Source organism: Saccharothrix coeruleofusca, assembly GCF_017876325.1.
GTDB lineage: Bacteria > Actinomycetota > Actinomycetes > Mycobacteriales > Pseudonocardiaceae > Actinosynnema > Actinosynnema coeruleofuscum.
Genome location: NZ_JAGINV010000001.1, coordinates 6,250,416 through 6,262,742, shown reverse-complemented (window position 1 = coordinate 6,262,742; position 12,327 = coordinate 6,250,416). Strand labels below are relative to the sequence as shown.

14 protein-coding genes and 1 pseudogene are annotated in these 12,327 nt (G+C 73.8%); 12 read left to right on the top strand and 3 right to left on the bottom strand.

What is annotated here, in order from left to right; translation table 11 throughout:
• Positions 1–2 precede the first annotated feature (2 nt).
• The 4 genes from JOF41_RS28530 (at position 3) to JOF41_RS28515 (ending at position 4,209) form a co-directional block, all read left to right on the top strand.
• Positions 3–875 carry a DUF4349 domain-containing protein gene (locus JOF41_RS28530; RefSeq protein WP_209623158.1) on the top strand — a complete coding sequence of 291 codons (873 nt, stop codon included), beginning with the start codon at positions 3–5 and terminating at the stop codon, positions 873–875.
• A 400-nt stretch (positions 876–1,275) separates the two neighbouring features.
• The gene (locus tag JOF41_RS28525; RefSeq protein WP_209623156.1) at positions 1,276–2,838 is read left to right on the top strand and encodes a 4-coumarate--CoA ligase family protein; all 1,563 of its coding nucleotides are present in this window, start codon (positions 1,276–1,278) and stop codon (positions 2,836–2,838) included.
• 182 nt (positions 2,839–3,020) lie between these two features.
• Positions 3,021–3,665: an SMI1/KNR4 family protein gene (locus JOF41_RS28520; RefSeq protein WP_209623155.1), complete on the top strand. Its 645-nt coding sequence runs from the start codon at positions 3,021–3,023 to the stop codon at positions 3,663–3,665.
• Between the two features lie 64 nt (positions 3,666–3,729).
• Positions 3,730–4,209, top strand: a complete 480-nt coding sequence (locus JOF41_RS28515; RefSeq protein WP_209623153.1) for a hypothetical protein — start codon at positions 3,730–3,732, stop codon at positions 4,207–4,209.
• Positions 4,210–4,213: 4 nt separating this feature from the next.
• Here JOF41_RS28515 and JOF41_RS38415 read toward each other — a convergent pair whose 3' ends face one another.
• A complete protein-coding gene (locus JOF41_RS38415; protein ID WP_307867554.1) occupies positions 4,214–4,348 on the bottom strand; it encodes a VOC family protein in 135 nt (44 codons plus the stop codon).
• Here JOF41_RS38415 and JOF41_RS38820 point away from each other — a divergent pair.
• The gene (locus JOF41_RS38820) at positions 4,336–4,617 is read left to right on the top strand and encodes a hypothetical protein (RefSeq protein ID WP_307867553.1); all 282 of its coding nucleotides are present in this window, start codon (positions 4,336–4,338) and stop codon (positions 4,615–4,617) included. The genes JOF41_RS38415 and JOF41_RS38820 overlap by 13 nt on opposite strands.
• Here JOF41_RS38820 and JOF41_RS38815 read toward each other — a convergent pair.
• Positions 4,545–4,694 (bottom strand): annotated as a pseudogene (locus tag JOF41_RS38815) (VOC family protein); the annotation flags it as partial. The gene JOF41_RS38820 and the pseudogene JOF41_RS38815 sit on opposite strands and share 73 nt — an antisense overlap.
• Positions 4,695–4,790: 96 nt before the next feature.
• Between JOF41_RS38815 and JOF41_RS28505 the strand changes: the two are divergent.
• Entirely contained in the window at positions 4,791–5,537 is a 747-nt protein-coding gene (locus JOF41_RS28505; protein WP_209623151.1) for a phosphoglyceromutase, read from the top strand.
• A 117-nt stretch (positions 5,538–5,654) separates the two neighbouring features.
• On the opposite strand, the gene JOF41_RS28500 is transcribed toward JOF41_RS28505, so the two are convergent.
• Positions 5,655–6,287 carry a helix-turn-helix domain-containing protein gene (locus tag JOF41_RS28500; protein ID WP_209623149.1) on the bottom strand — a complete coding sequence of 211 codons (633 nt, stop codon included), beginning with the start codon at positions 6,285–6,287 and terminating at the stop codon, positions 5,655–5,657.
• Positions 6,288–6,355: 68 nt separating this feature from the next.
• On the opposite strand from JOF41_RS28500, the gene JOF41_RS28495 reads away from it, so the two are divergent.
• From JOF41_RS28495 to JOF41_RS28470, 6 genes are all read left to right on the top strand, one after another.
• Positions 6,356–7,177, top strand: a complete 822-nt coding sequence (locus tag JOF41_RS28495) for an oxidoreductase (RefSeq protein WP_209623148.1) — start codon at positions 6,356–6,358, stop codon at positions 7,175–7,177.
• A gap of 108 nt (positions 7,178–7,285) precedes the next feature.
• Positions 7,286–8,461: a sensor histidine kinase gene (locus tag JOF41_RS28490; RefSeq protein WP_372448499.1), complete on the top strand. Its 1,176-nt coding sequence runs from the start codon at positions 7,286–7,288 to the stop codon at positions 8,459–8,461.
• Positions 8,458–9,138 (top strand): response regulator, encoded by a 681-nt coding sequence (locus JOF41_RS28485; protein WP_189224018.1) that lies wholly within the window; start codon positions 8,458–8,460, stop codon positions 9,136–9,138. Before JOF41_RS28490 ends, JOF41_RS28485 begins: the two co-directional genes overlap by 4 nt.
• A gap of 27 nt (positions 9,139–9,165) precedes the next feature.
• Positions 9,166–10,176, top strand: coding sequence for a Ppx/GppA family phosphatase (locus JOF41_RS28480; protein ID WP_209623146.1), 1,011 nt, complete (start codon positions 9,166–9,168; stop codon positions 10,174–10,176).
• Positions 10,176–11,507 (top strand): Rv0497 family membrane protein, encoded by a 1,332-nt coding sequence (locus tag JOF41_RS28475; RefSeq protein ID WP_209623144.1) that lies wholly within the window; start codon positions 10,176–10,178, stop codon positions 11,505–11,507. The genes JOF41_RS28480 and JOF41_RS28475 overlap by 1 nt, the downstream gene beginning before the upstream one ends.
• Positions 11,504–12,304 carry a sugar phosphate isomerase/epimerase family protein gene (locus JOF41_RS28470; protein ID WP_189224021.1) on the top strand — a complete coding sequence of 267 codons (801 nt, stop codon included), beginning with the start codon at positions 11,504–11,506 and terminating at the stop codon, positions 12,302–12,304. The genes JOF41_RS28475 and JOF41_RS28470 overlap by 4 nt, the downstream gene beginning before the upstream one ends.
• The last annotated feature ends 23 nt before the right edge of the window (positions 12,305–12,327 follow it).

Genomic DNA, 12,327 nt, shown 5'->3' with positions numbered 1-12,327 from the left:
GCATGGTTCGGCGATGGGGTGCGGCGGTCGTCGTGGCCGGTCTGGTCTCGCTGGCGGGGTGCACCGCCGGGAGCGGCGGCACGGCCGACAGCGGGGCGGCGGCGCGCGTGGCGGAACCCCCGCCGCGGTCCGCCCCGGAACAGTCCGCCCCGGAGCAGCCCGCTCGCGAGCAGGGCTCGGCCAAGGCCGGTGAGGTGGACCCCGCCGCGCGGAACCGGCAGCTGGTGCGCACCGCCAGGGTCGACCTGCGGGCGGGGGACGTGGCGGACGCGCTGGCGCGGGTCAAGGACGTGGGCGCGGCGCAGGGCGGGTTCGCCGAGCGGGAGGACTCCTCGCGCGACCGCGCCTCGGTGACCCTGCGCGTGCCCGCCGACCGGCTGGACGCGGCGCTGAAGGCGGTCGACGAGCTCGGCGTCGAGGTGACCCGGCGCGAAGTGCGCACCGAGGACGTGACCGACCAGGTGGTCGACGTGGAGGCCCGACTGGCGAGTCAGCGGGCCGGCGTGGACCGGGTGCGGGCGCTGCTGGAGCGGGCGGGCAGCACCGCGGAGATCACCCAGGTCGAGGGCGAGCTGACCCGGCGGCAGAGCGAGCTGGAGTCGCTGCAGCGCCGCTACGACGCGCTCAAGGGCCAGGTGGCGCTGTCCACCTTGACGATCTCGATCAGCCGCGCCGAGGCGACCGCGGGGCCGGTGGCGGAGGACCGCCCGGACTTCCTGACGGCGCTGGCGGGCGGCTGGGGCGCGCTGGTCGACGTGGCGGCGCTGCTGCTGGCCGCGCTGGGCGCGGTGCTGCCGTTCGCCGTGGTGCTCGGCGTGCCCGGAGGGGTGTGGCTGTGGCTGCGGCGCAAGCGCAAGGCCGCCACGACCGGCTGACGCCTGTTCGGGGGAACGCCTGCGCGGAGTGATCTCCGAGGGGAGCGCGGGGCGGCTTGGGAGAGAGGGGGAGTCGCGAGCTCAAGCCGCCCCACGTCAGTCCCCGCTGAGGTGGATCAGGGTGGGGGGAACCCTGGAATCCGAGCGGGCCCGCGGTTCGACGGGGGGAGTGCGCACCGCGGGTTCGCCGCTCGGGTCGGCGGAGTGCGTGGGAGCCGACCCGTTCGGCCCTGCCAACTTGGCAGATCGGTATTGATCACCACAAGAGCCGTTACTACTCCGTTCGAGTGTTCTTGCTCCGGATGAGTAACGCCTGCCCGGACACCTGGAGTGCCTTGACCTCCACTGTGGCGTGACTCACGATGGCGTGATCACAGCCGCCGAGCGAATGAGGCAAGGCATGGTCTTCCGCAGTCCGTTCCCCGACGTCGAGGTCCCGGACGTTCCGCTGCACGAGCTGTTGTTCGCCGACCTGGGGGAACGGGCGGACCGCACCGCGCTCGTGGACGGCATGACCGGCGCCGCCATGACCTACGCGCAACTCGCGGGCGCCATCGACCGCACCGCCGCCGCACTGGCCGAGCGCGGCATCGGCAAGGGCGACGTGGTGGGCATCCTCAGCCCCAACACGCCCTACTACGCCGTCGTGTTCCACGGCATCCTGCGCGCGGGCGCGACCGCCACCACCATCAACGCCCTCTACACCCCCGACGAGGTCGCCCACCAGCTCTCCGACGCGGGCGCGAAGATGCTGTTCACCGTCTCCGCCCTGCTGCCCAACGCGGCGCCGGGCGCGGAGAAGGCGGGCGTCCGCGACGTCGTCCTGCTCGACGCCGCCGAGGGCTACCCCAGCCTCGGCGAGCTGCTCACCACCACCGCGCCCACCCCCGAGGTCACCATCGACCCGGCCGAGGACGTGGCCGTGCTGCCCTACTCCTCCGGCACCACCGGCCGCGCCAAGGGCGTCATGCTCACCCACCGCAACCTGGTCGCCAACGTCGTGCAGTGCATGCCCATGCTCGACGTGCACCAGGACACCCGCATCCTCGCCGTGCTCCCGTTCTTCCACATCTACGGGATGCAGGTGCTCATGAACATGGGCCTCAACGTCGGCGCGCGCGTGGTCACCCTGCCCAAGTTCGACCTCGCCGAGTTCCTGCGCGTCATCGCCGAGCACCGCACCAACCGCGTCTACATCGCGCCCCCGGTGGCCGTGGCGCTGGCCAAGCACCCGCTGGTCGACCAGTACGACCTGTCCCCGCTGGAAGTCCTGTTCTCCGGTGCCGCGCCGCTGGACGCGGACCTGGCCGAAGTCGTGCGCGAGCGCCTGGGCTGCCGCGTCGCGCAGGGCTACGGCATGACCGAGATGAGCCCGGTCAGCCACACCATCCCCGACTCCATGCCGGAGATCCCCGTCGGCACCGTCGGCGTCATCGTGCCCAACATGGAGTGCCGCCTCATCGACCCCGCCACCGGCCAGGACGTCGGCGTCGGCGAGCGCGGCGAGCTGTGGTGCCGGGGGCCGAACGTGATGAAGGGCTACCTGAACAACCCCGAAGCCACCGCCGCCACCCTGGACGACGAGGGCTGGCTGCACACCGGCGACGTGGCCACCATCGACGAGAACGGCTACGTGAGCATCGTCGACCGGGTCAAGGAGCTGATCAAGTACAAGGGCTACCAGGTGCCGCCCGCCGAGCTGGAAGCCGTGCTGCTGACCCACCCGCAGATCGCCGACGCGGCCGTGGTGGGCGTGCGCGACCAGGACGGCGAGGAGGTGCCCAAGGCGTTCGTGGTCCGGCAGGCCGGGGTGGAGCTGGACGAGACGGGCGTGATGTCGTTCGTGGCGGAGCGGGTCGCGCCGCACAAGAAGGTGCGCGTGGTGGAGTTCATCGAGGCGATCCCGAAGTCGGCCTCGGGGAAGATCCTGCGCAAGGACCTGCGGGCGCGCGAGACCCTGTGATCCCGGTTCCAACGGTTCCCTTGGGCCGTTCGCGGGTGGGGTCCTGGCGGTCGTCGCCGTCGGGACCCCGCCGTTCGCGGCGTCGCACGGCCGCCCCTCCGGTGCGCCCGTCATCCCTGTCCATAGGGGCAGGTCCGGCGAACGGCCCAACGCGGACGTCCTCTCGGCGCTAAGTTGCGATCATGACCGGAGATCCACTGGCCGAGTTGAAAGACCTGGTCCCGCCGCCCGACGACGTCGGCTTAGGCTCGCTGACCTGGGAAGAGCTGCACGAGGCGCTGGGCACCGCGCTGCCTTCGGACTACGCGGCGCTGATGCGCGCCTACGGCGCGAGCCCGCCCGGCGCGCAGGGCTGGCTGCGCTTCCCCGATCCGCTCGCCCCGAGGGGCGGGCTGCTGGACGCGTGGCGGCGCAGCGCCCCCGGTTTCCAGCGCTTCCACCTCAAGCACCCCGACGCCTGCCCCCGCCCGATGTTCCCCGAGCCGGGCGGCATGCTCTTCTGCGCCGACACCATCGACGGCGACCAGCTCGGCTGGGTCACCGAGGGCGCGCCCGACGAGTGGCCCGTGGTGGTCTGGCCGCGTCACACCGACGGCATCCGGGAGCTACCCGGACCGCTGACCTCCGTGCTGCTGCGCTGGTGGCGGGGCGAGGTGGACCTGCCGGGGCTGAGCCGCGAGGCGGCGGCGGAGACCCGCGCGCAGCACGCCGAGCACGGCGTCGGGCCGGGGCGGTGGTCGCTGCCCGAGCCGACGAGCGGGGCCACGTCCGCGATCGTGGGGTGGGCGGAGAGCCAGGGGCTGCGGGTCACCAGGGCCGTGGACTGAACGAGTACGGCCCATCGGGCGAACGGCCTGGTCGCCAGCCCGTCGGTCGGTGCCACCATGGGGTATGGCCGGGTGGAGCGATGACACGTCCGAGCGGGACCGGTTCGCCGTCATGCGGGACCGGCCCGCCGAGACGCGGGACCGGGCGGCGGAGGCGCGCGACCAGGCGGCGGACCGGAGGGACCGGTCGGCCGAGGCGCGGGACCACGCCGCCGAGGACGGCGACGAGATCGCCGAGGCCATGCACGAGAGCGCGCTGGCCGAGCTCGCCGCCGTGTCCGAGCGCCTGCGGGCCGCCGACGCCCGTGGGCGGCCCGACCACGAGGCGGACGCGGCCGACCGGAAGGCGATGCGGGACTACCTGGCCTCCGTCTCCGCAGGCTGGAACACCGCGATGCGCGACCGGCGTTCGGCGGCCCACGACCGGGAGGCCGCCGCGCGCGACCGGCACGCCGCCGAGGACGACCGGACCGCGGCCGCCGTCGCACGCGACCAGGCGGCCGTGGAGCGGGCCATGGCGCACCCCGACGAAGAGCGGCGGTGAGCGGTCAGATCACGCAGAACTCGTTGCCCTCCGGATCGGCCATCAGCACGCGGTCGGGCTTGCCGCCCATGTCGTACTGGCGGATGACCGCGCCACCCGCCCTTGCCGCCCATGTCGTACTGGCGGATGACCGCGCCACCCGCCGCGACGAGGCGTTCGACGGCTTCGAGGACGCGCGGCCAGCGCACCTCCCACGGCGTCTCCCGGCCGCCGCCGACCTGGACGTCCAGGTGCAGCCGGTTCTTCACCACCTTGGCCTCCGGCACCCGCATGAACGAGATGCGCGGCCCGCGCCCGTCCGGGTCGGCCAGGAACGCGACGTCGCCCCACTTGGACTCGGGCACGCCGCGGGCGGTGAACCACTCCGCCCAACTGGCCGCGCCGCCGGGCGGCGGCTGCTCGACGTAGCCCAGCGCCTGCGCCCAGAACGCCGCCAGTTCGGCGGGGTGGGCGCAGTCGACGGCCAAGTCCCAGGTGACGGCCACGGAGTCCTCCTTCGCGAGCAGCGGGTCCGGTGCGGTTCTACACCGATTCAGCCCCGGCGTCGCGAGCGATCCGGCGTCATCTGGCAGGCTGACCGCATGGCTGTCGGAACCCTGGTGCTGCTCCGCCACGGCGAGAGCGTGTGGAACGCGGAGAACCTGTTCACCGGTTGGGTGGACGTCCCCCTGTCGGAGAAGGGCGTGCGGGAGGCCCAGCGCGGCGGTGTGCTGCTGCGCGAGGCGGGCCTGCTGCCCGACGTGGTGCACACCTCGCTGCTGCGCCGCGCGATCTCGACGGCGAACCTGGCCCTGGACGCCGCCGACCGGCACTGGATCCCGGTGCGCCGCGACTGGCGGCTCAACGAGCGGCACTACGGCGCGTTGCAGGGCAAGAACAAGAAGCAGACGCTGGAGCAGTTCGGCGAGGAGCAGTTCATGCTCTGGCGCCGCTCCTACGACACCCCGCCGCCGCCCATCGAGCCGGGCAGCGAGTACAGCCAGGACGCCGACGCGCGCTACGCGGACCTGGGTGCGCAGATGCCGCTGACCGAGTGCCTGCTGGACGTGGTGAAGCGGATGGTCCCGTACTGGGAGTCGGCGATCGTCCCGGACCTGCGGGCCGGTCGGACGGTGCTGGTGGCCGCGCACGGCAACTCGCTGCGCGCGCTGGTCAAGCACCTGGACGGGATCTCGGACGAGGCCATCGCGGGGCTGAACATCCCGACCGGCATCCCGCTGCGCTACGACCTGGACGAGTCGCTGAAGCCGGTCACGGCGGGTGGCACCTACCTGGACCCGGATGCCGCCGCGGACGCCATCAAGGCCGTCGCCAACCAGGGCCGCTGACCACGTCTGCAAGTACTACCCGACCCGTCCGGGGTGGCCGGTAACTACTACCCGGCCGCCCCGGCTCGGGTAGTAGTTGAATGCCCGCGCGGGTGGCACGGGTAGTACTTGCAGACGTCAGATCAGGCCGAGGTCGCGGGCGCGGGCGCCCGCCTGGAAGCGGGAGGACGCGCCCAGCGCGGTCATCAGCTCCGCCACGCGGCGGCGGTAGGTGCGCAGCGACATGTCCAGCCGCCGGGCCGCCGTCTCGTCGGTCCAGCCCTGGTTGAGCGCGTCGAGGACCACCGGCACGAACGGCCGCAGCTCGTCCATCCCCGCCTCGTGCACGGCCAGTTCCGTGCCCGCCCGCCACGCGGCCTCGAACAGCGAGCTGATGCCGTGCACCACCTCGGGCTGGGTGATCACGCTGTAGCCGCGCGGCCCGTGCGACTGGTCGCCCGCCAGGATCGCCACCCGCCCGTCGAACACGATCGTCTCGTTCACCTCGTGCGCGCTGATCCGCACGTGCGCGCCGTGCGAGGCGACCAGCCGCGCGTGCTCGCCCCAGTGCGGGTCGAGCAGGGCGCTTAGCCGGAACAGCTTGCGCATCCGCACCCCCGGCCTCCGCCCCAGGGCGCGGGCGTGGGGGTTGGCGTGCACCCACGCGCTCAGCGCGTTGGCGGCGCACGCCAGGTCGGTGGTGGACGCGAACAGGTGCGCGGTGCGCTCGAACAGCTCCGCCTCGCCGCGCACGACGGTCACGGTGTCCATGCCGCCGAGCATGGCAGCTAACTGCCAATCCGAGCGCCGCCGACCGCCGGGGCGCGATCGTCGACGCCATGCTGAACCTGAACCGCGTCGGCTACGGCGCGATGCAGCTGGCCGGTCCCGGCGTCTACGGCCCGCCCGCCGACCCGGACAACGCCAAGGCGGTCCTGCGGCGGGCCGTCGAGCTGGGCGTGGACCACCTCGACACCAGCGACTTCTACGGCCCGCACGTGGTCAACCAGCTCATCAAGGAGGCGCTGCACCCCTACCCCGAGAACCTGGTGATCGTCACCAAGATCGGCTTCCTGCGGACCCCGGACAAGGCGTGGGTGCCCGCGCACGAGCCGAGGCAGCTGCGCGACGCCGTCCACGACAACCTGCGCAACCTGGGCCTGGACCGCCTCCAGGTGGTCAACCTGCGCCTGGACCCGGCCGAGGGGCCGAGGGAGCGCGACATCGAGCGCGAGTTCACCGCGCTGGCGGAACTGCGCGAGCAGGGCCTGGTCGAGCACCTGGGCCTGAGCAACGCCACCCGCGCGCAGCTGGACCAGGCCAGGGCGATCGCACCGGTGGTCTGCGTGCAGAACATGTTCAACATCGCCGACCGGCGGGACTCCGAGCTGGTGGACCACACCGCCGAGGAGGGGATCGCCTACGTGCCGTTCTTCCCGCTGGGCGGCTTCGGCCCGCTCCAGCACGCGGCCCTGGCGGAGGTGGCCGCGCGGCACGGCGCCACCGAGCGGCAGGTCGCCCTCGCGTGGCTGCTCCAGCGGTCACCCAACGTGCTGCTCATCCCCGGCACGTCGTCGGTCCGTCACCTGGAGGAGAACCTGTTGGCCCGCGAATTGCGGCTGTCCGATCAGGACCTGACTCAATTGGACACGAGTGGGTGAACGGCGGTCGTCCGGCGGGAGAACATGTGCCCGTTGTGGTGTCGCAGGCATCACGAACCACGCGAGCGGGCTAGGCCCCACCGGGTCTGAGCTGCTTACGATGCGCCCGTGACCGCATGGGGTTACCTCGTCGCGTCGATCGGCGTCCTGCTGATCGGCGCCGGGGCGTTCTTCGCGGGCCGGACGACCGCGCGCCGCCGCGCGGACCGGCCCGCCGGGCTGACCGTGGCCGACCTGATGGGCATGGTGGTGCAGTCCTCCCACGACGGGATCGCGGTGCTCAACGGCTTCGGCGACGTCGTGCTGCACAACCCGCGCGCCGAGGAGCTCGGCGTGGTGCGCAACAACCGGGTCGACGACCGGGCCCGCCGGGCCGCCGAGCTGGCCCGGCGCGACGGCGGCCTGGTCCAGGTGGACCTGTCGCCGCTGGAGGTCAAGGGGCGCCAGCCGGAGGCGGTGCACGCCGAGGTCCGGGTGCTGGTGGAGAACTTCGTGGTGGTGGCCGCCTCGGACGAGTCCGAGGCGGTCCGCCTGGAGGCCACCCGGCGCGACTTCGTGGCCAACGTCAGCCACGAGCTCAAGACCCCGGTGGGCGCGCTGGCGCTGCTGGCCGAGGCGGTGCTGGACGCCGCCGACGACCGGGAGGAGGTCCGCCGGTTCAGCGCCAAGATCATGCAGGAGGCCACCCGGCTGGGCACCCTGGTCACCGAGCTGATCGCGCTGTCCCGCCTGCAGGGCGCGGAGAAGCTGCCCGTGCTCGACACCGTGGACGTGGACGTGGTGGTCACCGAGGCGCTGGGCCGCTCCAAGCTGGCCGCCGAGAGCGCCGACATCGAGATCACCACCGACGAGCCCAGCGGTCTGCAGGTGGAGGGCGACCGGACGCTGCTGGTCACCGCGCTGAGCAACCTGCTGGACAACGCGGTGGCCTACTCGCCGCCGGGCAGCCCGGTCACGGTCAGCCGCAAGCTGGTCGACGGGTTCGTGGAGATCGCGGTCACCGACCGCGGCATCGGCATCGCCGAGGACCAGCAGACGCGGGTGTTCGAGCGCTTCTACCGGGTCGACAAGGCCCGCTCGCGGGCCACCGGGGGCACCGGCCTCGGCCTGGCCATCGTCAAGCACGTGGCCGCCAACCACGGCGGCGAGGTCAAGCTGTGGAGCCTGCCGGGCACCGGCTCGACCTTCACGCTGCGCATCCCGGCGCACCCGGACCGGGACGCGCCGACTCCCGACCCCGCCCAGCAGGAGCTGGCGGCGACCCCCCTCGGAGGAGAGCTGTGACCAGGGTGCTGATCGTGGAGGACGAGGAGTCGTTCGCCGATCCGCTGGCCTTCCTGCTGCGCAAGGAGGGCTTCACCGCCGCGCTGGCGGCCACCGGGCAGGAGGCGCTGGAGGAGTTCGACCGCAACGGCGCCGACATCGTGCTGCTGGACCTGATGCTGCCCGGCATGAGCGGCACCGACGTGTGCAGGCAGCTGCGCCAGCGCTCGGCCGTGCCCGTGATCATGGTCACGGCGCGGGACAGCGAGATCGACAAGGTGGTCGGCCTGGAGCTGGGCGCGGACGACTACGTCACCAAGCCCTACTCGGCGCGCGAGCTGATCGCCCGCATCCGCGCGGTGCTGCGCCGCGGCGGCGAGTCCGAGGAGCTGCTGCCGCAGGTCCTGGAGGCGGGCCCGGTGCGGCTGGACGTCGAGCGGCACGTGGTCACCGTCGACGGCGCCGAGGTCAGCCTGCCGCTGAAGGAGTTCGACCTGCTGGAGTACCTGCTGCGCAACGTGGGCCGGGTGCTCACCCGCGGCCAGCTCATCGACCGGGTGTGGGGCGCGGACTACGTCGGCGACACCAAGACCCTGGACGTGCACGTCAAGCGGCTGCGCTCGAAGATCGAGCCGGACCCCTCGGCGCCCCGCCACCTGGTCACCGTGCGCGGTCTGGGATACAAGTTCGAGTCGTGATCCCCCCGACCGGGTACGGTGCACCGCGTGCGCCTAGGGGTGCTTGATGTCGGGTCCAACACCGTCCACCTACTGGTGGTGGACGCCCATCGGGGTGCCCACCCCACGCCCGCCAGCTCGGACAAGACCGTGCTGCGGCTGGCCGAGCAGCTGGACGGGCAGGGGCGGCTGAGCCGCGCGGGCGCGGACCAGCTGGTCCGCGCGGTCGCCGCGGCCAAGGCCGCGTCGGTGGAGCTGGAGTGCGAGGAGCTCATGGCCTTCGCCACCTCGGCGGTGCGCGAGGCGGCCAACTCCGCCGAGGTGCTGGGGCGGGTGCGCGCCGAGACCGGCGTGGACCTGCGGGTGCTCAGCGGCGAGGACGAGGCCCGCTACACGTTCCTGGCCGCCCGCCGCTGGTACGGCTGGTCGGCGGGCAGGCTGCTGTGCCTGGACATCGGCGGCGGGTCGCTGGAGCTGGCCACGGGCGTGGACGAGGTGCCCGAGCTGGCCGCGTCGGTGCCGCTGGGCGCGGGCCGGGTGACCCGCACCCGGTTCCGCGCGGACCCGCCCGGCCGCGCCGAGGTGCGCGCCACCGCCGAGTGGCTGGACGAGCAGCTCGCCCCGGTGGTCCAGCGGTTCCGCCGCGACGGCACCCCGGACCGGGTGGTGGGGACCTCGAAGACCTTCCGCACGCTGGCCCGCCTCACCGGCGCCGCGCCGTCCTCGGCCGGGCCGCGCGCCCGCCGGGTGCTCACCGCCGCGGGGCTGCGCCAGCTGATCGCGTTCATCTCGCGGATGCCCTCCGCCGACCTGGCCGAGCTGGAGGGGGTCAGCCCGGCCAGGGCGCCCCAGCTCGTGGCGGGCGCCCTGGTGGCGGAGGCCACGATGCGAGCCCTGTCACTCGGTGAGCTGGAGATTTGCCCTTGGGCCCTCCGGGAAGGTGTCATCCTGCGTCGTCTGGACCACACTGATGGCCCGGATCACAGCACCCCTAACACTGCCTCCGAGCGGTCGGGTGACACTGGACGGACTGGCCGCCACGGGGCACGGTGGAGTTGATGAGTCGAGAAAGCGAGTCGGAGCAGACCCAGCGCACCGTCGCGGAGTTGCTCGCCCAATACGGCGGGGGTTCCGGTGAGGTGGCGCCGCGTCGGCGTCGCCGGCGCGCGGAGGACGTCTCGGAGACCGCTCCGCAGGCGATCATCGACCGGGTCAACTCGGACAGCGGCAGGCTCCTGCCGGTCCGCGACGAACCCCCTCCCGCGGAGCCCTCCGGGCCTCCCCCCGCGCCTCCTGTGGCGCCCCCTGCGGCACCTCCGGTGACGCCCCCCTCGGCGTCCCCTTCGGCGTCCCCGCCGCTGCCGTCCCGCTCCGCGCGCGCGGCCAAGCGCGCGGCGGCGGAGGTCGAGGCCGAGCGCACCGCCTACGCGCCGCCCCCGGTAGCCCCGCCCCCGGTGGCCCCGCCCCCGGCGACCCCGCCCGCGCCGCCGCTGCCGACGCGCCCGTCGCGCGCCGCCGAGGCCGAGCGGACGACCTATGCGCCCGCGGTGGACCCGGCCGAGGAGACCCGCGTGGTCCCGCCGATCACCGACGACCGCGCGGGCGAGCCGTCCCGGCCGCAGGTCCGCCCGGTGGTGGACCGGCCCTCCGGCGAGCACCCGGTGCCCGAGCCGCCGCGCTCGCCGCTGACCGAGCCCACCCGCGTGGGCATCGACCCGAGCAGGCTCAACCCGGACGCCGCCCAGGCCACCCGCGTGGTGCGCCCGGCCGTCCCGCCGCCCACCCGCGAGCCGGTCACCGAGGTGCTGCCGAGGATCAGCGACCAGCTCACCCCGAACGTGCCGCTGGAAGCGCTGCCGACCGAGTCGGTGCTGATCGTGCCGCCCGCCCCGCCCGCGCTGCCCGCGCCGCTGCCCGACCAGACCCCGGAGGACTGGTTCGGCGAGGACGAGGAGCCGGAGGAGGAGCGGCCCGCCGGGGAGAGCACCCAGTTCCACCCCTACGTCGACCTCGACGAGGAGGACGAGGAGGAGGACTACCCGCCGCCGCGCCGCCTGGAGGACGACGAGGAGCCCGCCGGACTGGCCGACATCGGTCAGGACGACGAGGACGAACCCGCCGAGCGCTCGCCCGGCCGCGAGTGGCTGATCATGATCGGCCAGCTCGCCGTCGGCGTCGTCGGCGGCGCCGCGCTGTGGCTGGGCTTCAGCTTCCTGTGGCGCACCCTCGCGCCCGCCGCGCTGGTGGTGGCGCTGGCGGTGACCGTGGGCCTGGTCATGCTGGTGCGCCGCATCCGCCGCGCGGACGACCTGCAGACCACCGTGCTCGCCGTGCTCGTCGGCCTGATCGTCACCGTGTCACCAGCGGCGATGCTGCTGGTGAAGTCTTGACCCCGGCTATCCCGGTCGGCCTGTCCACCGCCGCGGTGTGGCCGCAGCCCGCGGGCGCGGCGTTCGAGGTCGCCGGGGAGCTGGGCTACGACGGCGTCGAGGTCATGGTGTGGGCCGACCCGGTCAGCCAGGACGTGCGCGCCCTGGGCAGGCTGGCCGAGCGCACCGGCGTGCCGGTGCTCGCCGTGCACGCCCCCTGCCTGCTGATCAGCCAGCGGGTCTGGTCGCCCGACCCGGCCGAGCGGCTGCGCCGCAGCGTGCGCGCGGCGGCCGACCTGGGCGCGCGGACCGTGGTGCTGCACCCGCCGTTCCTGTGGCAGCGCCGCTACGCCGAGGGCTTCGCCGAGCTGGTGGCGCGGCTGGAGGACGACAGCGGCATCGCCATCGCCGTGGAGAACATGTTCCCGGTCCGCCGCGAGCTGGGCCGTGGTCGATCGGTGCAGGTCACCGCCTTCCGCCCGTCGATCGACCCCACCGACGTCGGGCACCGGCACTACACGCTGGACCTGTCGCACACCGCCGCCGCGTCGATGGACGCGCTGGAGCTGGCCAAGCGGATGGGCGACGGCCTGACCCACGTGCACCTGGCCGACGGCAGCGGCGCCCCCAAGGACGAGCACCTGGTGCCCGGTCGCGGCGGCCAGCCGTGCGCCCGGCTGTGCGAGAGCCTGGCGCGCGGCGGGTTCCGGGGGCAGGTGGTGCTGGAGGTCAACACCCGCAAGGCCCGCACGGCCGCCGCCCGCGCCGAGATGCTCGCCGAGTCGCTGCGCTTCGCCCGGTCGCACCTGCGCGCCTGAAGTCCCGGTGTCCCGCGCGACAC